Annotated in this window: 20 protein-coding genes; 15 read left to right on the top strand and 5 right to left on the bottom strand. The window is 60.9% G+C overall.

The window, feature by feature from the left end; genetic code table 11:
- Positions 1-2,349, top strand: a complete 2,349-nt coding sequence (locus KVH01_RS16705; RefSeq protein WP_217882137.1) for a TonB-dependent receptor — start codon at positions 1-3, stop codon at positions 2,347-2,349.
- Here KVH01_RS16705 and KVH01_RS16700 read toward each other — a convergent pair.
- Positions 2,333-3,418 carry a sensor domain-containing diguanylate cyclase gene (locus KVH01_RS16700; protein ID WP_217882136.1) on the bottom strand — a complete coding sequence of 362 codons (1,086 nt, stop codon included), beginning with the start codon at positions 3,416-3,418 and terminating at the stop codon, positions 2,333-2,335. The genes KVH01_RS16705 and KVH01_RS16700 overlap by 17 nt on opposite strands.
- A 488-nt stretch (positions 3,419-3,906) precedes the next feature.
- On the opposite strand from KVH01_RS16700, the gene KVH01_RS16695 reads away from it, so the two are divergent.
- Positions 3,907-4,134: a hypothetical protein gene (locus tag KVH01_RS16695; RefSeq protein WP_043050631.1), complete on the top strand. Its 228-nt coding sequence runs from the start codon at positions 3,907-3,909 to the stop codon at positions 4,132-4,134.
- A 10-nt stretch (positions 4,135-4,144) separates the two neighbouring features.
- Complete coding sequence (locus KVH01_RS16690; protein ID WP_052501167.1) at positions 4,145-4,933, top strand: ketol-acid reductoisomerase; 789 nt, start codon at positions 4,145-4,147, stop codon at positions 4,931-4,933.
- Between the two features lie 134 nt (positions 4,934-5,067).
- Here the strand turns inward: KVH01_RS16690 and KVH01_RS16685 are convergent, their stop codons facing one another.
- The 4 genes from KVH01_RS16685 to vasI are packed head-to-tail and all read right to left on the bottom strand — an operon-like array spanning position 5,068 to position 12,179.
- Entirely contained in the window at positions 5,068-6,390 is a 1,323-nt protein-coding gene (locus KVH01_RS16685) for a hypothetical protein (RefSeq protein ID WP_217882135.1), read from the bottom strand.
- Between the two features lie 51 nt (positions 6,391-6,441).
- Positions 6,442-10,083: a type VI secretion system membrane subunit TssM gene (gene tssM, locus KVH01_RS16680; protein WP_217882134.1), complete on the bottom strand. Its 3,642-nt coding sequence runs from the start codon at positions 10,081-10,083 to the stop codon at positions 6,442-6,444.
- Positions 10,084-10,092: 9 nt separating this feature from the next.
- Positions 10,093-11,529, bottom strand: a complete 1,437-nt coding sequence (tssA, locus tag KVH01_RS16675; protein ID WP_217882133.1) for a type VI secretion system protein TssA — start codon at positions 11,527-11,529, stop codon at positions 10,093-10,095.
- Positions 11,517-12,179 (bottom strand): type VI secretion system-associated protein VasI, encoded by a 663-nt coding sequence (vasI, locus tag KVH01_RS16670; protein WP_225924242.1) that lies wholly within the window; start codon positions 12,177-12,179, stop codon positions 11,517-11,519. Before vasI ends, tssA begins: the two co-directional genes overlap by 13 nt.
- Before the next feature lie 335 nt (positions 12,180-12,514).
- On the opposite strand from vasI, the gene tssB reads away from it, so the two are divergent.
- The 12 genes from tssB (at position 12,515) to KVH01_RS16610 (ending at position 25,628) form a co-directional block, all read left to right on the top strand.
- Positions 12,515-13,018 carry a type VI secretion system contractile sheath small subunit gene (tssB, locus tag KVH01_RS16665; RefSeq protein WP_217882132.1) on the top strand — a complete coding sequence of 168 codons (504 nt, stop codon included), beginning with the start codon at positions 12,515-12,517 and terminating at the stop codon, positions 13,016-13,018.
- Between the two features lie 37 nt (positions 13,019-13,055).
- On the top strand, positions 13,056-14,528 hold the full coding sequence (gene tssC, locus KVH01_RS16660) for a type VI secretion system contractile sheath large subunit (RefSeq protein WP_217882270.1): 1,473 nt from the start codon (positions 13,056-13,058) through the stop codon (positions 14,526-14,528).
- Positions 14,529-14,942: a type VI secretion system baseplate subunit TssE gene (gene tssE / locus KVH01_RS16655; RefSeq protein WP_217882131.1), complete on the top strand. Its 414-nt coding sequence runs from the start codon at positions 14,529-14,531 to the stop codon at positions 14,940-14,942.
- A gap of 7 nt (positions 14,943-14,949) precedes the next feature.
- Entirely contained in the window at positions 14,950-16,716 is a 1,767-nt protein-coding gene (gene tssF / locus KVH01_RS16650) for a type VI secretion system baseplate subunit TssF (RefSeq protein WP_217882130.1), read from the top strand.
- The gene (gene tssG, locus KVH01_RS16645; RefSeq protein WP_217882129.1) at positions 16,680-17,702 is read left to right on the top strand and encodes a type VI secretion system baseplate subunit TssG; all 1,023 of its coding nucleotides are present in this window, start codon (positions 16,680-16,682) and stop codon (positions 17,700-17,702) included. Before tssF ends, tssG begins: the two co-directional genes overlap by 37 nt.
- Positions 17,699-19,048, top strand: a complete 1,350-nt coding sequence (gene tssJ, locus KVH01_RS16640) for a type VI secretion system lipoprotein TssJ (protein WP_217882128.1) — start codon at positions 17,699-17,701, stop codon at positions 19,046-19,048. The genes tssG and tssJ overlap by 4 nt, the downstream gene beginning before the upstream one ends.
- 37 nt (positions 19,049-19,085) lie before the next feature.
- Entirely contained in the window at positions 19,086-20,432 is a 1,347-nt protein-coding gene (tssK, locus tag KVH01_RS16635) for a type VI secretion system baseplate subunit TssK (protein WP_217882127.1), read from the top strand.
- Positions 20,425-21,270 carry a type IVB secretion system protein IcmH/DotU gene (icmH, locus tag KVH01_RS16630; protein WP_217882126.1) on the top strand — a complete coding sequence of 282 codons (846 nt, stop codon included), beginning with the start codon at positions 20,425-20,427 and terminating at the stop codon, positions 21,268-21,270. The genes tssK and icmH overlap by 8 nt, the downstream gene beginning before the upstream one ends.
- A 104-nt stretch (positions 21,271-21,374) precedes the next feature.
- Complete coding sequence (locus KVH01_RS16625; RefSeq protein WP_217882125.1) at positions 21,375-21,896, top strand: Hcp family type VI secretion system effector; 522 nt, start codon at positions 21,375-21,377, stop codon at positions 21,894-21,896.
- Between the two features lie 77 nt (positions 21,897-21,973).
- Positions 21,974-22,231, top strand: coding sequence for a PAAR domain-containing protein (locus KVH01_RS16620; protein WP_217882124.1), 258 nt, complete (start codon positions 21,974-21,976; stop codon positions 22,229-22,231).
- A 25-nt stretch (positions 22,232-22,256) separates the two neighbouring features.
- Entirely contained in the window at positions 22,257-24,269 is a 2,013-nt protein-coding gene (locus tag KVH01_RS16615; protein WP_217882123.1) for a type VI secretion system Vgr family protein, read from the top strand.
- Positions 24,270-24,278: 9 nt separating this feature from the next.
- A complete protein-coding gene (locus KVH01_RS16610; RefSeq protein ID WP_217882122.1) occupies positions 24,279-25,628 on the top strand; it encodes a DUF2169 family type VI secretion system accessory protein in 1,350 nt (449 codons plus the stop codon).

The following is a 25,628-nucleotide window of genomic DNA, read 5'->3' as shown; positions in this document are numbered from 1 at the left end:
ATGCCGGGCTCGGGTTATCGGCTGCTCTTGCTTTGCCTTGCGGCTTGGCCCTGGGCGTCGGTGAATGCCGCACAACAGGCGCCCAGCACCCTCACGCTCGACGACACGACCGTCACCGCCCGACGCCGCGAGGAAGCCCCACAAGACGTGCCGATTCCGATAAGCGTGCTTTACGGCGAGCAACTGGACGAGGCCGGCCTGCATCGGCTTCAGGACATCCAACAACGGGTGCCCGGCCTGGTGGTGTCCGGTCACGATGCGCGTTTCGCCGGGTTCGGCCTGCGCGGCTTCGGCGCCACTACCTACAACGATGGCCTGGAAGGCAGCGTTGGCACCTACGTCGACGGCGTTTACCAGGCGCGCCAGGGCATGGCCTTCACTGAATTGATGGACATCGAGCGCCTCGAAATTCTGCGCGGGCCACAGGGCACCCTGTTCGGCAAGAACACCACCGCCGGGGCGCTGAACATCATCACCCGCCAGCCGACCTTTCAACCTGAGGCCAACTTTGAAGCACGCTACGGCGAGCACGGTTTGCGGGAATATCGCGGGGCGATTTCCGGCCCCCTGCAGGACGACGTATTGGCCGGGCGCCTGAACGTCTTCAACAGTTCGGTCGATGGTTCAGTGAACAATCTGCAAGATGGCACCCGCCTCGGCGACGCCGACAGCCAGGGCCTGCGTGGGCAATTATTGTGGACGCCAAGCCCGGACTTCAGCGCGCGCCTGATCGCCGACCATGCCGAGCAAAACGAGGCCGGCAACGTGCTGCTGGTCAATCACTACAGCGCCCAGACTCGCCAGCGCGCCAAATTCCTCGGCTATCCGCTGGCAGAACCCGCCCCTTACAAACGTGAGGCCCGCATCGACGCGCCGGGGCGTCCGCATACCTTGCAGAACGGTGTCTCACTGGAGCTGAACTGGGAACTCGATACGGCGCTGCGTTTGACCAGCATCACCGCCTACCGCGACTGGGACTACCGTGCCGCTCGCGACGGCGACAGCACTGCGCTGTCGGTGGCCGAATCCGAAACCGAGCTGGGTCACCGCCAGTTCAGCCAGGAATGGCGCCTGTCCGGCACCGCCGGCGCGGCCATCGATTATGTCGCCGGGCTCTATTACCTGCATCAGCAGCTTGACCGTAAGATCGACGTCGAATTCGGCAAGGACGCCGCGCCCTGGTTCGTCGGCGATCAACTGGAGCCGCTGAAAAAGCTCTACGGCATCAACTTCACCGACCCCAAGCAGGTGCCGGCCATGCTGCTCGAAGGCGCCCAACAACGTTACGACGGCGAGCAAAGGGGCGACAGCCGGGCCATTTTCGGCCAGCTTTCCTGGCGCCCGATTGACGCACTGGAACTCACCGGCGGCCTGCGCTACAGCCAGGATCGCAAAGACGGCTGGGTCTCCCGCGACGTCAGCAATCTCGCCCCGCTAAATGGCTTGCCCGCGGTTTTCCAGGCGGGCGGCCAATTGCTGCGCGGCATCGCCCTGGGCGGTGGTTATTACCGTGAAGATGCGATTGAAGAGCACAACGTCTCAAGTTTGCTCAGTGCCAGCTACCGCTTCAACGATGCCGTGATGGGCTATATCAGCGGGTCGCGGGGGTACAAGGCCGGCGGCATCAATTTCGATGTGGTTGGCCCGTTCACCGCCCCCACTTTCGAGCCGGAGCGTGCCACGTCCCTGGAACTGGGCATTAAAACGCGCTTCTGGGACGAGCGCGCGATGCTCGACCTCGCCGTCTACCAGACCGACGTGGACAACTACCAAGCGCTGACCTATAGCCCGCCCACATCGCTGTTCGCGCCCCCGCTGCGCGACAACCTGATCAACGTCGGCAAAGTCCGCCTGCGCGGCATCGAACTGGATTCCGCCTGGCAACTGCAGCCTCAACTCACCTGGCGCCTGGGCCTGGCCTGGAGCGATGCGCGCTACCGCAGCTTCCCCAACGCGCCATGCCCACCCGCCTCGGGCCAATGGACCTGCGACCTCAGTGGCGATCGCCTCTACAACGCGCCGCAATGGAACCTCAGCAGCAGCCTCGACCACAGCCACCCGCTGGCGCATGGGCTGGAAACCTACAGCGGCATCGATTACAGCTTCAGGTCCGGCTACTACGGCACCCTCGAAGGCGGCGCAGGCAGCTATCAACCCAGCTATGGCCTCACCCATCTGCGCCTGGGGCTGCGCAGCCAGGACCGTGCCTGGGAGGTGGAAGGCTGGGTGCGTAACCTCTTCGATCGCCACTACATCACCGCCGTGTATTCACTGCTCGGCGCCGGTGACTACGGCGTCATGACCGGCAGCGAACGCACCCTCGGCACCACCGTCAGGCTTCGCTATTGAGCGAAATGAACCGCGTCGGACAAAACGCCAAACGGTTACCGCCGGCCTTTTTCGACAGGTACATGGCCTGATCCGCCTTGCTGATCAGCCCCTCGATCTCCACCCCATGCTCAGGATAAAACGCCACCCCGATACTCGCCGCAATCTCAACCGTCTGCGCGCCAATCACAATCGGGGCATTGGCCGCCTGCAGCATCCGCTTGAGCAAAGGCTCGCTGTCTTCCACGGCCTGTAAACCCACCAGCCCCGCCACAAACTCATCGCCCCCCAGCCGCGCCAGGGTATCGCCTTCACGCAACGTCGCATTGATCCGTGCCGCGACAATCTCCAGGACCCGATCGCCCCAATCATGCCCATAACTGTCGTTAAGCGCCTTGAACCCATCGAGGTCAATAAACGCGATGGCCACTTTCTGCTGATGCAGACGCGCCTTGCCCAGCGCCTGGCGCATCCGCTCGGCCAACAGCAGGCGATTGGGCAATTGCGTGAGCGCGTCATACCGGGCATCACGCTCCAGCAACTGGAGGCGTTGCTTCATCTGCGTCACATCGCTGAACAGCGCTACATAGTGCTGCACATTCCCGTGCCGGTCATGCACCGCACTGATGTTGATGCGGGAGGTCATCTCCCGGCCGTTCTTATGGCTGCTTTGGATCTCACCGGCCCAATGCCCGTGGAAATCCAGCGCGTTCTTCATTGGTGTATAAAACGTCGCGAGCCGACGCACCAGGCGATGGGCATTCAACTCCCGCCCCAACACTTCGTTCTGCCCGTAGCCGGTGAGCCGGGTGAACGCCTCGTTCACCGCGATAACCCGGCCAAACGGGTCGACGAGGATAATGCCGTCGCGAGCGTGGCTGAACACAGTGGCGGCCAACTCCGGGCACAGGCCGTTCAGGCGACGCTCGTAAGCGCCTTCGTCACGGCTGGTCGGCCAGGTGTTGGAATCGAAGCCTTGCCGGGCCAGAGAGGAGGCCAGCAAAGAGAGCGATTTATGCAGGCGGGTCAGTGCATGCGTGGCGAGCCTGGAGTTGAGGCAGTAGCGACGGATGAAGGTGCGCAGGTTCATGGTACGCGGTGCTCGGTTGCAGCGGCAGGGTTGAGTGAAAGGAGATTATCGAGGTGCAGGCCTGCCGAGGTCTTTGCGCGAGCGGATGAGAGCTTTGCGGAAGGGGATGAATGGGAAGGATTTTCTGCGGTGTCAGCCGGGGGTGTCAGTCACTGGGGGAGCCTATTATGTTTTCGACAACTGCCGTTGTAACTCCGGCTTTCAGCGCAGTACATCCCTGCCCCGGCCAGCTCAATCGTGAGGAGGAGCAGTTGGTGCATTACTACCGTTGCTTGTGGGGAGAGGGTCGTGAAGTGCTGTGCTGCCATTCACTAGGCCGCAACGTTCTATGACGCTGTGCATAACGACACACAATCGACTAAAAACTGTCAGCTATGACAGTAGACGCCTGCGACTCCTCGCCCAAAAATGAACGCTACGCGATGAAAATATAGCCTCTGATACTGGGCTGGCTCGTTTGCCGCCAGCAATCGATGAGGGCCGCAGTCATGGAGATCACTGAATGCCGCGCCGCCGACAACGTCATCTTGACGATAAGGTACCCGATGAATGCGCAAAGCTCGTGTCTGCTTTGCGGTCACCTGCGCCAGATCAATCCGCCTGCCGAATATTTGATCCTGATCGAAGAGCGGACGTCGCAAACCCACTACGTGCGCTTCGAACAGATTGCAGCGTGCGAGCGCATGACAAAAATTCTGCGGCCACGCCCTGCCTGAGCACAGGCTCGTGAACGTGCGTTCACGCGGCATCCGCGTAACCCTGGCTATCAGCTTGTTCTCCACCCTGGGGCTGGCGCAGGCAGAACGCGCCCTCATCCAGCCGTCGCAGATACAGGAAGCGATAACGCTTGAAACAACGATTGAGGCTCAAAGTGCCACTGCCGCCCCCACCGACACCGCTTGGTATGTGGTGCTCAAGGGCACGACACCTGTCCTCATCACCGCGCCTCACGCCACGCAGCCCTATCGAGAAGGCGACTATCGCTATTCGGACGGGGCGGCTACCGCCGCACTGGCCAAACTGCTCCATAGCCTGACCTGCGCGACCGTTATATATACCCAATACCGCAGCCCCTCAGACCCTAACTACTACGACGACAATGCCTTCAAGGCACAAGTCGCCGAGCTGATCAAACAGCAAAAGCCGCAGTTATTGATTGACCTCCACGGCAGCAGCACCTCGCGTCCCTATGATGTCGACTTCGGCACCATGGAGGGGGCGTCGTTACTGGGACGCACCGATATTGTCTCAGGTCTGCGTAAAGCATTGCGCAAGGAAGGACTTCGGAACTTCTCAGACAACTACTTCCCTGCCACCAAGAATCAGACGCTGACACGGTTTGCTTCTTCCCTCGGCGTTCCCAGCGTTCAGCTGGAAATCAACAGCACTTGGTTGCTTCCATCGGTGGGGGATATCTATGCCCAACGGTTTGCCCAGTTGTTGCAAGGCATCACTCGGTACATTCGAAATAGAACCGGCAATTTCGACGGCGCGTGTAGGGAGGATGCTTTGTGATTGGTTTATGCGCATCAGCCGTCACGTTTCTGCCACGCCAGCCAGAGGCACTGGCGGGCTCGTTTGCGTTGGGCGCCTCCCTATGTAGGCTGGGGCTTGCTGCCACTTCTATTCTCGGGAGTACCCTGCCCGCTTTACGACCGAAGCGCTTCACCAATTTCTTCAATAGCAAAACCGACCTCATGACCGGCACGAATCATCTCTGCGAACCGCAGCATTACTGAAGCGCCGATGTCGTGGGACAACGCCAGGGTCATCAATTCCCGTATCGGCTCGTCTAGCGCTGCTTCGATAGCAGGTGAACAGGCCTGCCCTGTGAGCCAGGCAATAAGGGAAGAGACTCTATGACCAGAGGTATTTTCATCAACCCCCAAAATCTCACCCAGCACCATCCCCAATGTGCCCGCGGGGTGGTGCTCCGGGCGGCTCCACGCCTTGAGTTCAATCGACTCCCGCTGCACCTTCTCCAAGTTGCGCCGAATCTTTCCTGGAATGGTTGCTGCCGCTTTGGAACGGTTGTAGTACTCGCGATTCGCTAAACTGGCAGCGTCCCTGACAACCTTCCACGCCACCGACCACAGTTGTGAAACGCTGTAGGTGTGCAATGCCGCGCGCATCGTACTTTTAATTTCTGCCAGCTCTTGTTCCGACAGATCATGGTTATAGAGTTCGCACTCAGCGCCCAAATAGCGCATGACATCAGCGACTGCATAATCAAGCCATAGGTTGAACAGTCCGTCAGCATCGGTATAAATCCTATCCGGCAGACTACGAATGACTTCGTCCGCACTCCTTGATGCAGCATCTGGCGCCAAACGATAGACAACCTGATCCCCCAGCACCCAAATCTCATCGCCCTCCCAATAGTAGGTACCCGGACTTGCTTTACTCGGGTCATCAAGGACAAGCCCTGTCTCACGCAATTGCAGCATGAAGTCCCCGACATACCAAGGCGCCAGCCCTCGACAATCACCTAATCTGAAGCCGCCATTGGTTAATCTCGGGGTAACGGCCCTGTTCAACGCCAGCAGAAGCAACACCTGAGCGTCCGGTAGTGCTGAGTAATCCACCGTGCGGGTTGACTGCATGCCTACGTATTCGGCCAACTGCCGTTCAAGTTCTGCGGCTTTCGTCTTTTTAGCCGCAAGCGCAATCGCGTCTTGATCGTTCTGACACAGCGTACAAAGCTTGGAGGAACGTTGAGGGACTTTTTTAGCCTCGGAGCGATTTTTGATTTCGATCAGTTCTGCGCACTTGGGACAGACCTGATTGTCATCGAATGCATTGCAACGTTGCCGTATGAAGCTGGCGAGTGTGACGCCTGGTGCCATTTCAATAACGTCCGTCAGCGCACTCACCTTTTCAAGGTACTGCCCTGATTCATCAACAGCCCAGTAACGCTCGATCAGCTCAATTTCTTTAGGATCTTCGGTCAACATTTGCAGCTTGATTGCCATGTAAACAGTCCTGTTTCTTGTGTATTTATTTCGTATTCAGTCATCGCTGACTTATGAGCGTCCATCGCTGAGTGTTGTTGCGGCAACACCCCCAACCTTGTTTACGTCTCTCTTTGTTTGACGCTCTTCCAGCAGTGTTCTAGGCAACACAAACCCTTCAAAACTGCGCTGGGTGATCGGGTTGTTGGCCTTCTCCGCGCCGACTCGATAACGCATCAACCCATCGGCGACAGAAAAGGTCAGGTCCACACTGGTGTCAGTTCTTCCATTCAGGTGCCCACGACTGAGCAGCCGGAACAACGACCACGGCCCGCGATAGCTCATGCTGGCGGTGTTGCCGGTGCTGTGTACCAAGGTGAGTTGGCTGCCATTGGTGTTGCCCAGACTGTTAGGCCACACCAGTCCAGTGCGTTGCGGCGCGCCATGCTGATAGGGGATCAGTTGGCCGTCGACGCTGAGCATGCTGCTCAGGCGGGTGGCGCTCAGGGCCAGGGGTTCGATGGTGAGTTGCACGGCCAGGTGGCCGCGATGGTTGAAGAAGGTGTCGCGGATGCGTTCGACCTTTTTCAGTTGTTCCAGCACGTCGCTGCGTACCAGGTAGCCGCCGAGGCTGTCGGAGTACAGGGCGTCGAGGTTGTCTTTGAGGAACACGTTCAGGTACTGATCGTGGAACTGCTGCAGGCGCCCCTGTGGGCCGAAGAAGGCTTCGAAATCTTCCAGCGAGGCGTCCTCGCCGCTGGCCTTGAAGGGGTAGCGGCCTGCCAGACGGTCGCGGTAGAAACTGTAGATTTCGCTGTCCCAGCGTTTTTCCAGTTCGCGCAAAGCCGCAATGACCAACACCTGTGAGGTCTGGTCGGCGAGTTTCTTGACGTGCTGGTTCAGCGGTTCGGGCAGGCCCACGGCGACGCGTTGCAGGTTGGCAATCGGGTCAGCGCCGTCCAGGGAGAAGCGGTTGAGTACGGTTTTCAGCGCCGCCTTGCCCGGGTCGGGGTTGTCGTGCACGGTTTTGGCATAGTCGTAGACGGCACTGACCGAGCGCAGGGTTTCTTCGTAATAGGACGGCTGCTCGCCTCGTGCGCTGATCAGCTCTGAAAGACTGGAGAATGCACGCCTAATCCCTGCTGCCTGTTGTTGCCCCTCTGGCACCTTGTCCAGCTTGAGCGGCGCTTGCCCTTCAGCCAAGGGCACGGCCGGGTAGATCACGCTATTGTCGCGCAAGGTTTCCAGCAACCGTCGTAGCGGTGCGGCCGGGCCGGTGACTTGTTCCAGTACCGCCACGCCGTGGCTGAGGTCGTCGAAGTCGGTGACCGCGAACTGATTCAGTGCGCGCCGCCAGCTGTCCACGTAGTCGGCGCTGTACAGGGCGCGAATGCGCTGGGTCAGCACTTTGCGGTCTTCGTCGGAGTAGTCCAGGCGTTGGCGCTCGCCGAGCACCCACTGGTCAATCATGGCCAGTTCGATGATGCCCTCGGTGCCGGGTTCGAAGTAGTCCTTGAAACCCTTGGCGGTGAGCAGCGGCGGCAACTGCAGGCCGCTGCCCTCTTGATCAGTGTTGAGCGGGCGATAGACGATATCGAACGCCGGGCCCACTTCGTTGCGCAGGTCCAACGGACGATGCAAACGTTCCAGGGCGTCCTGTTTCAGGCTCATGTAGACCCGTTCGGCCATGGGCAACTGGCGCAGTTGCTGTTGCACCTGGGAAATGCGTTCACGGTAGTGCGGCAGGTCGGCGTCGGCGTATTTCAGCGCGTAGCCCAGGTGCCCCATCAGATCGGCCTGCAATTGGCCCTGGCCTGGATAGGCGCGCTGCCACTGCTTTGCGACCCATTCTTCGACGATGGCCGGGCGGCGGTTTTGCCGTTCTTCAAGCATGCGGTACACGCGCAGGGCCGCCAGTTGTTGATTGCTGCCGGCGGGCGCGCTGTTGATGGCATCCAACACTCCGCTGGCAATCGCCGGTAGGAAGCGTTTGGACAGCAGATTCAGGTACGCCTCATCCACGGTAGGGCCAATCGCCCTCCCCTGGTACAACCCCATATCCGACAGCAACGGCCAAGCCTCACGGTAGTCGCCGTAGACCAGCACCGCATCACGGATCTGGTCCAGGGGCAGCAACAGGTTGCGCCCGGTGGGGTCGACCTTGGCGTCGATGTCCCGCTCGCTGAACTCCTGGCTCTTGGCCAAGACGTTGGCCGCCTTGTCGCGGTTGATATTGAAGTAAAACTGCCAGGTACCGATGACCACCAAACAGCCCAAGGAGGCGACGCTGAACCCGGCGATCAGCAACCGCCGCTTGCTGCGGGCCACCTTGATGTTGTCGCCCGCCAAGCCTGCTTCGGGGTAGATCACGCGCTGGAACAGTTGCTGGGCAAAGTAGATCGCCGTGCCGCCAGCGGGTTTGACTTCGGGTGGCGGTGGCGGCAGTTGATAGGCTTGTCCCGCTTCTTTGACGAAGGCGTTGCTGAGGGTGCCCTGCTGCAACACCGAAGAGAAATACAGCCCGCGCACTAACGCCGGGGTGGTGAAACGGTCGCTACCGAGCATTTCGCCGAGGAAGCCGAACAGGGCCGGGCGCAAGCCCGCCATCTGATGCATCAGCGCCTGCAAGCGATCACACTCATCCAACGTGCGCGACGCCCTGGTGCTATTGAAAACCTGCTCGGTCAGGCAGTCGACAAAGGTTTGGTATTGGCGCGTCAGTTCCGCCAGCCAGGCATCGAAATCATCCACCGCATCCAGGCTGAAAGTGAAGCCCAGCAGGTCTTCGCGCCCGCTGCGCGACAACCGGGCGAAGAATTCTTCGAAGCCTTCCAGCAGGTCGAACTTGCTCAGCGTGATGTACACCGGCAAGCGCGTGCCCAACTGTCGTGTCAGCTCAAACAGCCGGGTGCGCAGCAGATTGGCGTGGGCCTTGCGTTGTTCGGGACGTTGCGCCAGCAAGGCCTGTACATCGATCACCAGCACCACGCCGTTCAACGCTCGACGGCTGCGGTTGCGCGTTAGCCAGTCAAGCAGATGCGACCAAAGGCGCGCGTGGGTGCCCGTGGGCAGCACCGGTTTGACCTTGCCCTGCTGCTCGACGTTTTCAGCGGGTGAATCCGGGTGGCTGAGGAACTCACCCGGTGGATCAATCAACACCGCCTCGTCACCGATCCACCAATCCACCGGATAGGCCAGTTGCTCTTCCTTATCGGCCCTGACCCCGGCCTTGGTCACATGGGACAAGGCGAAGCTCTGGTTGGAACGCGTGATCAGACTGGTCTTACCGGCATTTTCCTCGCCGAGCACCAGGTACCACGGCAGCTGATAGAGCGAACGGCGGCGCTCCATGTTGTTCAGCAGGTTGCCCAGGCTCCGATCCAGGGCCCGCTCCTGCGCCTCGATATAAGGCAGGCAAGGATCGGCCTGCACCGCCGCCTCATGCTGGCGCTCAACCTGCAGACGCTGATAATGATTACGCACCCGCCACGCCCAGATCAGCAGCGGCACCACCAGCACCACGACACTGGCCGAGACGCGCATCGCCAGTTCACTCAGCGGCTGACGCTCGCGCCAGGTCCACTGCGGGCCCAGCCACCAGATGGCGATCAACAAAAACACCACGCCTAGCAGCACCAGTACGGGCACCGCCTGGTTGAACTGACGCAGCACCGGCAGGCCCCAGCGTTTGAGGTAACCCCAGACCATCCCCATAAATCGCTCCTACTCCTTAACCGCTTTGATCAAATGACTGTCGTCGATGGGTTGCGCCACTTTCCGGTACAACTCCGGCTCCCACCCCTGCGCCGTGGTCTCGCGCATCAACCGCGCAACGCTGGCGTACAGGTCATCCGCCAGCCACGACAGGCCACGGGATGCCAGCAGGTCGGCGGCAATCACCGTGGCGTAGCTGCGCTGGCGCGGGGCGTCTTGGGTGGCGTGCAGTTCCTGCAGGCGCAGCAGCACCACTTCCACGCCTTCGCTATTGAGCTGACTGGCCAGTTCGTCGCGCAGGCCGGCGTACTCCTGCACCGGGCTGCCGGTGGTTTGCGCCTGGTCGGCGCCGGTGATCCAGGCCTGGGTTTGCGCATCCACGAACGGCGTACCGTCGCTGAAACACAACTCCAGCACGGCCGGCAAACGGCAGACAAACCGCTCGCAGGTCTGGCGAATGGCGGCCGCCACTTCTTCCATCGCCAGGCGCGAGGCGACCTCGGCGGCCAGGTAACTGCCGCGCAGCCAGTACGGCGAGGCGCAGACGCTTTTTTCGATGCGCAGCAGCAGGTTCGGCTCGATGGCGTTGTGGTTCAGCGCGTCCTGATAGCCGTCGACGATATCCTTGGGCACGGCGGTCAATTCGGTGCGACGGTCGCGGGTGATGAGCGGCGCAGTACGCAAATGCGACCACAGGCCGAAGCGTCGTAGTTGGTAGCCGGTGGGGTCATAGGGATCTTGTTGGTTGATCTGCTCGGCCATGTTCAACACGGCGCGGCGTTGTTCGCGCTCATTGCTCGGCGCTTGTGGTTTGGGGCTGGTGAAAAAGGCTGACTCCAGCACACTGTCGGAGGTGGCCGCACGGGCGGGCTCAGTGGCGACGACCGGCTCGCTGTATTTGTCCAACTGGCGTTGCAACGCGTCCAACGGGGCCGGGTCGAGCTTGGCACTTTCGACACAGCGTTGCAGGTTGGCCAGGGCCAGTTCCGCCGCGGCTTGGTAGGCCGGTTCAAAACTGCTGCGCTGCAGGGTCGGCAACACCTGCCCCAGGTCGCCCAGCAGGCGCTGCACTTGCTTGCGCTTGTTCAAGTAACCGGTGGGGCCGGGCTTGGGGTGGGCACTGTCCCAATACAGTTCGACCATGCCAGCCAACAAACTCAGGGCATCGGCCCAGCGCGCCCATTGCCGGGTGCGCAGCCACACCACCTGCAGGTGCGCGACGACGCGCCAGTGCTTGCACTGGTTCGCCAGGTACTGGCGGGACGCTTCGTCGATATACGGCCAGTCGATGTCGCCTTCACGCAGGCCACCAAGCTTGACCATCTCCTGGTCGATGGCCTGGTAGGTTTCGTCCTCTACATCGAAATGCCCGGCAGGTTGCTCCGGGTCGATGGGGGTGAGCAGCAACTTGACGGTGTCCGCTGGCACGTCGATTACCAGCGACATACTTGGCGCTCCTGCTCGATCAGCTCACCCAGCCCTTCAGCGTCGAAGACCAGGCCGTGCAGCCGCGGATAGTCGCTCTCCAGTCGTAGACGCTGGCCGCCGCCCATATTGCGGAGCAAGGCAATCGCCTGCAGCCCGCGCCCGGCATCGACCACCAGGCCCGCGTCGTCCAGCACCTGCCACTGATAGGCCGCGGAGACCGGGCGCTCATCCTTGAACAGTTGGATGCGAATCTTGTTGGGCTTGGCCGGTTCATCCAGCACCAGTTGCAGGCGCGAGATTTTCGATTCGCAACTGATGGCCAGGTAAGGCCGAGGCGGTAGCGCGCCCAACGCTGGGGCTGAGATCACCAGCCGCTGTTGCTGGTTGTTGTCCGGCTCCGGGAATGACGACAACAGAAAACGCTGATCCTCGGATGGACGCTTGGCCTCATTGCGTTGTACCAGATCGACAATCGGCAACACCCGGCCCAGGGCACGTGGCGGCGCAGGTGGCTGATGAATGGGCGTGCCAGCCGCCAGATCAAAGCATTCCAGGCGCTTCAAGGGCGAGACGATGGCAGGGCAATCCTGGGTCGCTGCCTGCGCCTCCATTACCGCCACAACCGTCAGGCAGAGCGCCCATTTCCATCCTCGCCATCCGTTGCGCATCAACGCCTCCTGAATATGCCTCGTCGAATCCAAACCGGATATTTTTCAACTTTCGAACTCACATGGCTTAGACCGAAAGTTAAATTTATTAACTTGCAAAGCGTCACCCGCCCTCAATGGATAGGCAAGTAAAAGACGAGCAACACATAGCCAAATCGAGAATAAAAAGAGGCATCTTTCAGATAGTTCCACGGCAAGCGTAGGAAATTTAGAAACTCTTATCAGAATGCTTTTTCCTACATCCAAAGCCCACGAATCGCGTCCATATCGTCCTACAAGACAAACCTTGCAACAGCTGGTTCTAATACGCCGACCTTACGAAAAGGATTTTTCCCATGTCGAAAACTCATGGTTCTGTCGCCCCCAAAGAACGCGTCAACATCAAGTACGTCCCAGCCACAGGCGATCAACAAGCAGAAGTAGAGCTTCCCCTGAAGCTGTTGGTTACCGGCGACTTCAAAGGCCACGGTGAACTAACCGCCCTTGAAGACCGGCAATCCGTTCGAATAGATAAGGACACCTTCAATGAAGTCCTCACCAAAGCCGAAGTTGCTCTGGACATGGCGGTGCCGTCTGTTCTGAATAACGACCAAGACACCCACTTGAATGTGCAACTTCAATTCAAAAACATCAATGACTTCGGCCCCGATGCAGTCGCCCGCCAAGTACCGGAGTTGAACAAGTTGCTGGAACTGCGCGAAGCCTTAGTTGCGCTCAAGGGTCCGATGGGCAATGTCCCGGCCTTTCGTAAACATCTGCAAAACCTGCTGACTGATGAAACCGCCCGTCAACGCCTGGCCAGTGAGCTGAACCTGGTGCTCGACGCGCCCAACAACTGACTTGAACGCCCTTCTCAACGGAGTACTCCCCATGCCTATGGAAAGCGCCGCCGCCCAAGTATTGGTGGCTGACGAACCGCCGTCGTTGCTCGATCAACTGCTGGCCAACACCACCATCCGCCCCTCCCAGGAAGGCTATGCCGTCGCCCGCCAAGGCGTGGCCGCGTTCATCAGCGAAATCCTGCAAAGCGGCGATCACCAGCAGCCGGTCAACAAGCACCGCGTCGACCAGATGATTGCTGAAATCGACCGAGCCTTGGGTAAGCAGATGGACGTAATCCTGCATCAGCCGCAGTTCCAGCAACTGGAATCGGCCTGGCGCGGGCTGAAGCTGCTGGTGGATCGCACGGACTTTCGCGAGAACATCAAGCTGGAAATGCTGCACGTCACCAAAGAGGAACTACTGGACGACTTCGACAACGCCGGTGACATCACCCGCAGCGGCTTGTACAAGCACGTCTACACCGCCGGCTATGGCCAGTTCGGTGGTGAGCCCGTGGGCGCCATCGTCGGCAACTACACCTTTGGCCCCAGCTCGCCGGACATCAAGTTGCTCAGCTATGTGGCCTCCATCGGCGCCATGTCCCATGCGCCGTTTGTCTCGGCGGCCGGGCCAGAACTGTTCAACCTCGAAGGCTTCCAGGGCCTGCCCGACCTCAAGGAGGTCAGCGACATTTTCGAAGGCCCACGCCACACCAAATGGCGCAGCCTGCGCGAATCCGAAGACGCCCGCCACCTGGCCCTGACCCTGCCGCGCTTCTTGCTGCGCCCGCCCTACAGCACCGACGACAACTCAACGCGCAGCTTCGGCTACGACGAAACCGTCGACGGCAATCACGATAACTATCTGTGGGGCAACACCGCGTTCCTGATGGCTTCGCGCATCACCGACAGCTTCGCCCGCTACCGCTGGTGCCCGAACATCATCGGCCCGCAATCCGGCGGCGCGGTGGATGACCTGCCGGTGCATCTGTATGAATCCCTCGGCCAATTGCAGGCCAAGATCCCAACTGAAGTGCTGATCTCCGACCGCAAGGAATTCGAGCTGGCCGAAGCCGGTTTTATCCCGCTGACCATGCGCAAGGACAGTGACAACGCGGCGTTTTTCTCTGCCAACTCGGTACAGAAACCGAAGAACTTCCCCAAGACCCGCGAAGGCCAGGAAGCCCAGACCAATTACAAGCTCGGCACCCAGTTGCCGTACCTGTTTATCGTCAATCGCCTGGCCCACTACATCAAGGTGTTGCAACGCGAACAGATCGGCAGTTGGAAGGAACGCCAGGACCTGGAGCGCGAGCTGAACGACTGGCTCAAACAATACATCGCCGACCAGGAAAACCCTTCGTCCGACGTGCGCAGCCGTCGCCCCTTGCGCGCCGCAAAAGTCGTAGTGCAGGACGTTGACGGCAATCCAGGCTGGTACCAAGTGTCGTTGGCGGTGCGCCCGCACTTCAAGTACATGGGCGCCAACTTCGAGATCTCCCTGGTCGGTCGGCTGGACACCCAGTAAGTGGGCGCCAGCCTGTTCGAACGCCTGGAGCCCGACACACCGCGCTACCGCCCTGGCAGCGCGGATGAACAGGCACGCCAGCGTGTCGAGGCGATCAAACGCCACTTGGAACAGGTGCTCAACTCACGCCAGGGCTGCTCGCAAAGCAGCCCTGAGCTGGGCCTGCGCGATTTCAACGGCGTCACCCAGGCCAGCAGTGACCTGGTGGTAGCCATCAGCGCCGATATCCGGCGTTCGGTGGAAGCCTTTGAACCGCGCATCAAGGTCACGGGCGTGCGCTTTCAGCCCGACCCGGACCTGCCGCTGGAGCTGAACTTTCACTTGGATTGCCAGGTGCAGGTCAACCACAAGGAAGAACAGGTGCAGATCGAGGTGGCCATGCACGGCCGCGACGGCTACACCCGCGTGAGATGAGGATGCAATGGACTTGAAACAACGCTTTGCCGAGGAGCTGCGCTACCTGCGCGAACTCGGCCGCGAGTTTGCCGAGGACAACCCGCAACTGGCGCAATTTCTCGGTGATCAGGCCGGCGACCCGGACGTGGAGCGGCTGCTGGAAGGCTTTGCCTTCCTCACCGCCAAGCTGGGCCTGAAGATCGACGACGATTTGCCGGAGCTGACCCATCCGCTGCTACAGATGCTCTGGCCCAATTACCTGCGGCCCCTGCCCAGCGCGACCATCATCCGTTTTACACCGTTGCCGGATGCGATCAGCCAGCGCCAGGTGATCCCAAAAGGCACGCCGCTGTTTGCCAAACCGATGGATGGCATCTCCTGCCAGTTTCGTACCTGCACTGACGTCAACCTGTACCCATTGGCATTGCAGGAAGTCAGCGATGCCCACAGCCGCGAGGCCTCGGTGATGCGCATCGACCTCAAGGTTTTGACCGAGCAACCGCTGACCAGCATGGCCTGCGACCAGCTGGATTTTCATCTGGGTGGAGATAACGCCACCGCCATGACGTTGTACCTGTGGCTCGCCCACTACTTGGACAGCGTCACGTTGCACATTGATAAGCAAAGCTATCGCCTGCCAGCCAAGGCTATCGGCTTTCCCGGTTTCACTGCTGAAGAAGCCCTCCTGCCCTACCCGCGCAATGTGTTCGATGGCTACCGGATCCTGCAGGAGTATTTTGTGTTCCCGCAGCGTTTTCACTTTTTCAGCCTGACCCAGCTGGCGCGCGTCTGGCCGGCGATCAGCACCACCAGCCTACGCTTTGAATTTCAGTTCAGCCGGCCCATGCCGCCTGATATCCGCCTGCGTACCAGTGACCTGCACCTGTACTGCGCGCCGGCGGTCAACCTGTTTCGTCACGACGCGAATCCGATTGCGCTGGACGGACGCAGCCTGGAACGGCGTATCAGCCCCAGCGGCAACCGCCCCGAAGCCTACGAGATTTTCAGCGTCGACCAAGTGGCCGGTTGGGACGCCGCGGACAAGGAACGCAAGGGCGATCCGTTGCGGCGCTTTACTCCATTCGAGTCGTTCCAGCACGAGATCGAACACGCGCGGGGCCGCACGGCACTGTATTTCCGTACGCATATCGAAGATTCCCATGGCCGCGAGGGCTTGCGTCATCGCATCGCTTTCGTGCGCGGCGATGAAAGCCTGTACATCGGCGAGCATGAAGCAGCATCCATCGAGTTGACTTGCAGCAACCGAGATTTACCGCAGTTGCTGGGCGTGGGAGATGTATCGCTGTCCACCGAAGTCACGCCGTCGTTTGCCACCTACACCAACCTGATCGCACCGACCCGAAGCTACCGGCCGGTGCTGGATGCCAGCCTGCACTGGACGCTGATTTCCAACCTGTCGCTGAACTACCTGTCGTTGCTGTCGGCCGAGCCGCTCAAGGCGGTGATCCGCGCCTATGACTTCGCCGCCCTGCACGACCTGCAACAGGCCCGTGCCACGCGCAAGCGCCTCAACGGTATCCAGAATGCCGTGACCACCCCCATCGACTGGCTGATGAAGGGCCAGCCGGTACGTGGCGTACAGACCCGCCTGCAACTGGACCAGACCGCCTTTCTCTGCGAAGGCGAGCTGTACCTGTTCGCCAGTGTGCTTTCGCACTTCTTCGCCCTCTACGCGAGCATCAACTCCTTCCACCGCCTGGAAGTGATCAATACCACTAACAACGAGTGCTACGAATGGCCACTGTTGACCGGCAGACAACCCGTGATCTAGCCGATGTGCTGCTGGCCGACGCGCGGAACTACTCGTTTCACCGTCTGCTGGAGCATCTGCACGCTTTGCACGGCGATGACCTGGAGGCGCAGCCCTTGAGTGCGGCGACGCGCCGCCGTGTGCGCCTGCAAAGCCATGCAGGGTTGGGCTTTCCAGCCTCCGACGTGGTCGAGGCGGCACGCATTGAGGAAAACCGCGAAGAGGTGCGCTATCGCCTGCAGACCAGCTTCTTTGGCCTGCACGGTACCGACTCGCCACTGCCCGGCTATTATCTGGATCGCCTGGCCTATGAGCAGGCCCAGGAGCGCGGAATTCGCCCGGCGTTCATGGACTTTTTCAATCATCGCTTGCTTACCCTGCTGCACACCAGCTGGCGCAAGTACCGCTACTACATTCGCTTTCAGGCCGAAGCCAGCGACCGCTTTTCGCGCTACGTATTCTCCATGGTCGGACTCAACGACAACGACCTGCGCGGTGCGACGCCGTTGCCATGGGGTCGCCTGCTGAGCTTTGCCGGGTTGATCGCCAACCGCAGCCGCTCGCCCTCGGTGGTGTCCGGCATCGTTGAACACTGCTTCGACCTGCACGGCGTACACATCCGTGAGTTCGAGGCGCGCTCGGTGAGTTTGGATCAACGCCAGCGCCTGTCACTGGGCAAGGCCAACGGTGTTCTTGGCAATGATTTCGTGGTGGGCGACCGCAGCAAGACCCGCGCCAGCAAGTTCACCCTGGTGATTCCCAACCTGACCCAGACGCGATTTCGGCAGTTTTTGCCCAGCGGCGATCAGTTCGGGCGATTGCGCCAATTGATGGATTTTCTGCTGCGCGATGCCACCGCCTACGACCTGGAACTGGGGCTGCGCGAAGAAGATGTACCGCCGTTCAATCTGCAAGGCGCCAGCGGCACCCACCTGGGCTGGACCAGTTTTATCGAACATCAAGAACACCGTCATCCCGCTGTGGTGCGGATTCGGGGGCGCGCATGAAGCTGACCCTGGTTATCAACAATCCTGCGCAGTTGCTGCACGGGTATTTGCCCCTTCACCGATTTGGCCCCCAGGGCGGCAGCATCGGCAGTGCCGCGGAGGACTGGCGCCTGGAGGATCGCCACAACAGTGTACGCCCCAACCACTGCGACATCCGCGTCATCGAAGGGCGCTTCTGCGTGATCGACCGCAGCGGTAGAACCTACGTCAACGGCCACGATCTGCCGCTTGAGCGGCACGTTGCGATCAGCCTCAACGACGGTGATCGGTTGCAGATTGGTGCGTATCAGGTTGCGGTGCAATTGGGTGAGCACGCCCCAGGGCAGCATTCGCTCGATGAGCTGCTCGGCGAGCATCCTGAGGGCATGCACGTGTGGCACCAGCAAGACCTGCCGAGTCGGCCACAGGTGGATAAGCGAGCTGCCACCTGCCCGGAGTTCGAGCGTCTTTGCCGGCCGGTGGATTTAACCGAGCAAGGCGATCCGCTGCAAGCGATGCATAAGGCGCCGCCGCCCGAAGCGCTGGCGGATATTCGCGCGCCTGCACACAAGCGCAGCGTCAGCCTATTCAGCAACCTGCGTCTGGGCACCCTGTTGCTGGCCTGCCTGACCCTCGGCGGCTGCACCATGCTCGGCAAGATCGGCCAGGTGATCTGGACGCCGTCGATCCCGGTCGGCGGCCCCGACGATCAGCCCAGCCGCTACTCCCTGAGCCTGTACGCCAGCGACGACGTCAACCCACGCCTGATCAGCACCGGCACGGCACTGGATGAAGACGCGAGCCGCTCGCCCTACACCCTCAACGTGCAGGCAACCAGCCCGCAGGCGCTGACGGACAAGGTGCAAACCCTGCTCAACCACCTTTACGAAAGCGTGCCGGCCCAGTCGCCACTGAGCGAGGAGCCAGCAACCATCGTGCCGATGTCGCCTATCGAAGACGCGCTGTTGGGCGACTACGACGCCCAAGGCGTCAGCCTCACCACGCCCTGGGGCAACCCGGCGCTGGCGCATGTTGCCACGCCCATTGCCTTCAAGGTCTTGCAGTTGACCGACGACTCGCTGCTGGTCAACGCCAGCCCACAAGCCATGGCCGACGACCTGAAAAAAGCCCTGGGCAGCACCTACATTCGCGCCGACGACTACCTGCTCAACCCCGGCCAATTCAAGTTCATCGACCTGCGCGCCCTGGATGAAGACACCCGTTTTATCGCAGTGATCGCCAATTACCACAGCACCGATGTCGGCCAGTGGAAACAGCGCCTGCGTGTCGAGCCCAAGGGCCGCCAGTACGCCGTACTGGTGCTGTTGGATGCCGCCCAGGTCAGCCTCAAAGGAGAAACCCGATGACGCCTTTTTCAGCCGCTTTTGCCCCGAGTAACCACCGATGAGTTCACGCAACCCCGTCATCTGGCATGAAGGTTTGTTCGTCAAGCCCCAGCACTTCCAGCAACAGGCCCGTGCCGCCGAAGCCGCCGTGCACCAGCGCCTGCACAGCCTGAACGATGCGCTCTATGGCTTCAGCGAGCTGGCGTTGAACGACGAATACCTGAGCTTCGGCAAAATCGCCATCACCCGGGCACGCGGAATCATGCCCGACGGCAGCGTCTTCGACATTCCCCACGACCTGGCACCGCCCTCCCCACTGGAGATCGCTGACAGCAGCGCGGTCGGCCAGATCGTCTACCTGGCCCTGCCGCTGCGCTCCAACGGAGCCCTCGAAGTGCGCTGGCCCGACCAGTACGGCAACAGCCGCTACATCGCCCGCCGCGAGGAAATCCGCGACACCCACAGCGATGACGGCGACCAGGTCGGCATGGACCTGGCCGTGCCCAACCTGCAACTGATGCTCGAACGCAGCGACCGTAGCGCCTTTACCGGTATTGCCCTGGGCAAAATCAAGGACAAACGCCCGGACGGCAGCCTGGTGATGGACGAGCATTTCTACCCCACCAGCCTGTCCCTGCAAGCGGTGCCAGTGTTGCATCGCTACCTGGGCGAGGTGGCCGGGCTGATGCGCGAGCGCGCCAAGAACCTGGCCCAGCGCATCGGCTCACCGGGGCAGTCAGGGGTGGCTGACGTCACCGACTTCAACCTGCTGCAAACCCTCAACCGCTTGTTCCCGCTGTTCCAGCACCTGGCGCGCCAACGTCAGGTCCACCCGGAGCGGCTGTACATTGCACTGGCCCAAGCCTGCGGCGAACTGGTGACTTTTACCGATGAAGGTCACCTGCCCCAGGAATACCCCGCCTATCAGCACGACAACCTGCGCGAGTCGTTTCAGATGCTGGAGCACACCCTGCGCCGTGCCCTGGGCACCGTGCTGCAACCGCGTGCGGTGTCGTTGCCGATCGTCGATCAGCAGTACGGCGTGCGCAGCGCCGCGTTGAACGACAAGCGCCTGCTGGACAACGCCGAATTCATCCTCGCCGTGCGCGCCGAACTGCCCGCCGAGACCCTGCGTCAGCAACTGCCCCGGCAGATCAAGATCACCTCCACCGAAGGGCTGGAGCAACTGGTCAGCCTGCAACTGCCGGGCATTCCACTGCGGCCACTGCCGGTGGCGCCGCGCCACCTGCCGTTCCATGCCGGCTTCAGCTACTTCGAGCTCGACCGCCATCACCCGGCCTGGCAAAGCCTGAGCAGCGGCAGCGGGTTCGGTTTCCATATTGCCGGTGAATTCCCGGAGCTGGAGTTGCAGTTCTGGGCGATCAGGAGTGAGAGAGATGAGTGATGTAACGCCCACCGAAACCACGCCACCTGCGGACAACCATCAGCTCCTGGGGTATTGGCAACAGGCAACCGGCAGCAAAGACCCGAACCTCGTTGAAGAGCATGCCAAGCCAAAGCGGCCCGTGCTGCTCGCCGACCCTGAATACGACTTGCGCGGCGTGGCCTGGAACCCGCTGTGCGATGCCGCCACGCCGCTGATCGGCCTGGTGATCCGTCTGCGCCGTCTAGACCACCACGATGACGTACCTGCGCTGTACCTGAGCGTCAGCAACCAGATCACCACCATCATGGAAGAGGTCAGCCAGCTCGACTACGACGCCGGCATGCTCAAGGCCTACTCCTACAGCCTATGCCTGTTGATTGACGAGGTGGTCATGCGCACCACGTGGGGCAGGCTCTCCAGTTGGAGCGCACGCTCGTTGCTCAGCCAGTTCCACGGGGAAACCCAAGGCGGCGAGAAGTTCTTCACCGTCATGAACAACATGATCCCCGAAGCCGCCCGGTACCAGCATGTGCTGGAGTTCATGTACCAGTGCCTGATTTCCGGCCTCAAGGGCAAATACGGCGCCCATATCAAGGGCGATGACGAAATACAGAAGATCATCGACCAACTGCACGGCCTGCTGCGTCCCTTGCGCGGCGAGACGCCCAAGCGCCTGACCGACCCGCTGAAAAACGTCGCGCCGCGCAACTACCGGATCAAACGCGCTTGGCCGCTGTGGACGCCCTGGGCCATGGCCGCCGTCGTGCTGACGGTTGCCTACACGATCTACTCCATCCGCCTGAACGCCATCACTCAGCAGGTGCTGGTGTCGCTGGAGCGGGTGCTTCACCTGTAACGATTTTCAGCGCGCTCATCCCGAGCGCCTGCAAAGCCATGGCCGTATCGGCCATAACCCGCGACCCCACGGGTCGTTCACTTGATCGCGACAAGGAGCTTGTCATGCCAACACCTGCGTACATCAGCATCCACGGCAAAAAACAGGGCCATATCACCAAAGGTGCGTTCACCGCCGATTCGGTGGGCAACGTTTATGTGGAAGGCCACGAAGACGAAATCCTCGCTCAGGAAGTCGACCACCAAATCGCCGCGCCCACCGACCCACAAAGCGGCCAGCCATCTGGCCAGCGCGTGCATAAACCCCTGACGTTCACCAGCGCACTGAACAAAGCCTCACCGATGCTTTATCAAGCCCTGGCCACCGGCGAAGTGCTGCCAACCGTTGAAGTGAAGTGGTTCCGCACCTCGGGGGACGGCAAGCAGGAGCACTTCTTCACCACCAAGCTTGAGGATGCCACCGTCGTCGAAATCCACACCGTGCTGCCCCACGCCCAGGACAGCGACAACGCCAACTACACCCAACTGATCAAGACCAGCCTGTCTTATCGCAAGGTCAGCTGGACCCACAAAGTGTCCGGTACCGAAGCCTCGGATGACTGGCGCAAACCGGCAGAAGCGGGCTAAGCCTGGACCCCGTTCCGTCGCTGCAGTGCGTGCAGCGGCGGGACCTTCACTGACTCAAATCTAATTAAGGAGGCTCTATGCCTGCCGTCGTTCTGGTCGGACACGACCACGATTGCCCTTTGTGTGGCCCCACCACCATCAACAGCGGCACGCGCAACGTCACCGTCAACGGTCGCGCCGTCGCCCGTGTCGGCGACGCCCTGGGCTGCGGTGCCGTGATCATCAGCGGCTCGCCCTCGATGACCGTCAACGGCAAAGCCGTGGCCCGCGTCGGTGATACCACCGACCACGAAGGCGTGCTGGAAAACGGCGACGCCAGCTGGTTGATCAACTGATCCATACTCACCACAAGGAGGTTTCATGCCCCGTCAAAGCGACCTGCGTTACACCTTCCAACCGCTGCGGGGCGATCCCTTCGAAGTGGTCTCGTTCACCCTTGAAGAAGGCCTGTCCCAGCCCTTCAAACTTGAGCTGGAACTGGTCAGTCACCACCCGGCCATCGACTTCTACCGCATGCTCGACCTCGCCGCCGTGTTCACCATCTGGCGCGACGACACCCCGGTGCGTTACGTCCACGGTTTGGTCAGCCTGTTCCAACAGGGCGATACCGGCTTTCGCCGCACCCGCTACACCGCCGTGGTCGAGCCGACCCTGGCGCGTTTCAACCTACGTTCCAACTGGCGCATCTTCCAGGCCCAGACCGTACCCGACATCATCACCAGCATGCTGGCCGAGCAGAAGCTGACCGACATCCGCACTGAAATCTGCTTCGAGCACCAACCCCGCGAATACTGCGTGCAGGCCGGCGAAACCGGCCTCGACTTCATCGCCCGCCTCGCCGCCGAAGAAGGCCTGCTCTACACCTTCGAACACAGCGCCGACGGCCACACCCTCGTCCTCACCGACCGCGTCGGCGGCCTGGGCACCATCGGCACCCACACCGACTGCCCGGTGATCTACCAAGCCATGGGTGGCGGCGATTCCATGGAACCGGCGTTGACCCGCTTCCACTACACCGAACAAGTGCGCACTGCACGCCAGGTGCAGCGCGACTACACCTTCACCCACCCGCGCTACAACCAGCAGCACACTGCCACCGGCGACCAGGATCTGAACAACCAGCACAAGGACTACGAGCGCTACGACTACCCTGGCCGCTACAAACGCGACATCGCTGGAAAACCCTTCACCAAGACCCGTCTGGCCGCACTGCGCAACGACGCCAAACTGGCCCATGTGGAAGGCGACGATGAACGTCTGCAACCGGGATTGGCCTTCGATCTCAATGATCATCCCCGTGAGGACTTCAACGACCGTTGGCGCACCATCGCCATCAAACACGAAGGCAAGCAGCACACCAGCTTGCAGGAAGAATCCTTTGGTAGCGGCCTAGGTACGTCTTACTCGTTAAAGGCCAGCGCCATCCGCTGGACCTCGGATTGGAAAGCGCCGCTGCGTCCCAAACCCTGCATCGACGGTCCGCAGATCGCCACAGTCGTCGGCCCACCGGGCGAGGAGATCTATTGCGATGAATGGGGACGGGTCAAGGTGCAATTCCCGTGGGACCGTTCGGACAAAAACAACGATCAGAGTTCGTGCTGGATCCGTGTAGCTCAAGGCTGGGCCGGTGCGACCTGGGGCGCCATGGCCGTGCCTCGGGTCAATCAGGAACTGATCATCAGCTTTTTGGATGGCGATCCTGACCAGCCGATCGCCACGGGGCGCACCTACCGCCAAACCAATCTGCCGCCATACGAGCTGCCCAAACACAAAACAAGAATGACCATCAAAAGCCGCACCCACAAGGGCTCTGGCTTCAACGAGCTGCGCTTTGAAGATGAGTTGGGCCACCAGGAAGTGTTCATTCATGCCGAAAAAGACAAGAACGTCCATATCAAAAACAACAACGGCATCTTCGTCGGCAACAACCGTAAGGAACGGGTTGAACACAACGAAACCGTCTCTATTGGCGACCACCGCACCGAGGATGTCGGCCAGAACGAAACCATCAGCATCGGCGCCAACCGCAGCGTGACCATCGGTGGCAACAAGGCCGAAACCATCAAGTTGGCCAAAGCAGAAACCATCGGTTTAGCCAAGGCGCTGACCATCGGTGCGGCCTACCAGACCAGTGTCGGCGCCGCCATGAACACCACTGTGGGCCTGAGCCAAAACGAGCAGATCGGTATTCACAAATCGGTGGTGGTAGGCAAGAAGTTCAGCATCGACGCCGGGGATGAATTCAAGGTCACTGTGGGCAAATCCACTCTAGTGATGAAGTCCGACGGCACCGTACTGATCAATGGCCGCACCTTCGATTTCAGCGCCAGCGGCGCGGTGCAGATCAACGGCAAAGACGTCGATATCAACTGAGGGGCGGACATGGAATTTCGCAATCTGACGCCCTTCGATGCGTTGTGCTTTAGCGCGCTGGGCATGGACGATCAAGAGTACCCGGTGCTGGTCATGAAGGTGGGCTATCGGCTGCTGCCGATTGACGGGCATCCGGGGCAGTTTCGCACCGAGGTGATGGATGAGGATCCACTGGCGCTATGCGCCGCTGATCGCTACTACGGCGAGGAAGGGGCAAGCAGCGTCTGCGAGGAAAGTGACCTGGCGCCGTTCAAGCCGCGCTGTGATGTGATCGTGGTGGGAAATGCTCATGCACCACAAGGTCAACCAGCAACGCAGTGGACTGCCGGGCTACGCATCAGTGCGCCGGTGGCGCCGCCGCCCAGCATCGACGTGCCGCTGCCGACGCCGCTGAGTCCCGGCGAACGACTGACCGAGTATCAGCTGGTTGCTTGGCAGGCCGCCCGGCAAGAAGCTTTTAAGCGTCGTGCCGAAGCGCCAACGCGCCATTACTTGCTGGACAAGCATCTGAAATTCACTGGCCCTCGCCAGTTCCGCCACAGCTTGTTCGGTGGCTGGCAATTGACCGAACCGCAACCGGCCAGCTCGGTGCCTTTGCGCTGGGAATACGCGTTCGGGGGCAGCAGCGTAGTAATCAATCCTGAACATGCGGTTGATGAAAACACTCCGCCGTATTTGCTCAACGAGGTGTATTACAGCAACCCGCTGGGCCGAGGCTGGATCGAAAAGCGCCAGGAAGACCTCGGTTTTCAACTGGACAAGCCGCTGCGCGAACTCCCCGCGCCGCAGATCGAGCCCATCGACAAACCGGTGTGGCGTCTGGATCGAGTCAAACACCCCGAGGGTGAACTCGACGCCCACGGCATGGCACAGGTCGCGGCCAGCTACAAAAACCAACCAGCGGGATTTGGCGTAGTGGGACGCGCCTGGGCACCGCGCCTGCCATTGGCCGGGAGTTACGACGAAACCTGGAAGCGCGAACGCTGGCCGGGCTTGCCACGGGATTTCGACTTTGCCTACTGGAACGGTGCGCCGGTTGATCAACAGATCGAATTTCCGCCGCCCGCGTTTCGTCTTGAACTGTTCAACCTGACCGCCCCTGGCCTTACGCCCGACGGCACATTGTGCGTCGAACTGCCCGGCCATCGCCCGTTTGTCCTAATGCGCCTGCACAACGGCGCCATGCTGCCGCTGCCCATGCTCACCGATACGCTGCGCATCGACACCGAAGCCATGACCTTGGCGCTGACCCATCGCATCAGCCTGCCCAATCACCTGGGCATCCGCGTAATGGAAGCGCGCTTTGAGACGGATCCAAATGCACCGCTGATCAAACGCGCAGCCCGGGAGGTGCTCTGA

This window comes from Pseudomonas khavaziana, assembly GCF_019145205.1.
Classification (GTDB): Bacteria; Pseudomonadota; Gammaproteobacteria; order Pseudomonadales; family Pseudomonadaceae; genus Aquipseudomonas; species Aquipseudomonas khavaziana.
Note: the sequence above shows the minus strand (reverse complement) of the source record. Positions and strands in the feature narration are given on the sequence as shown.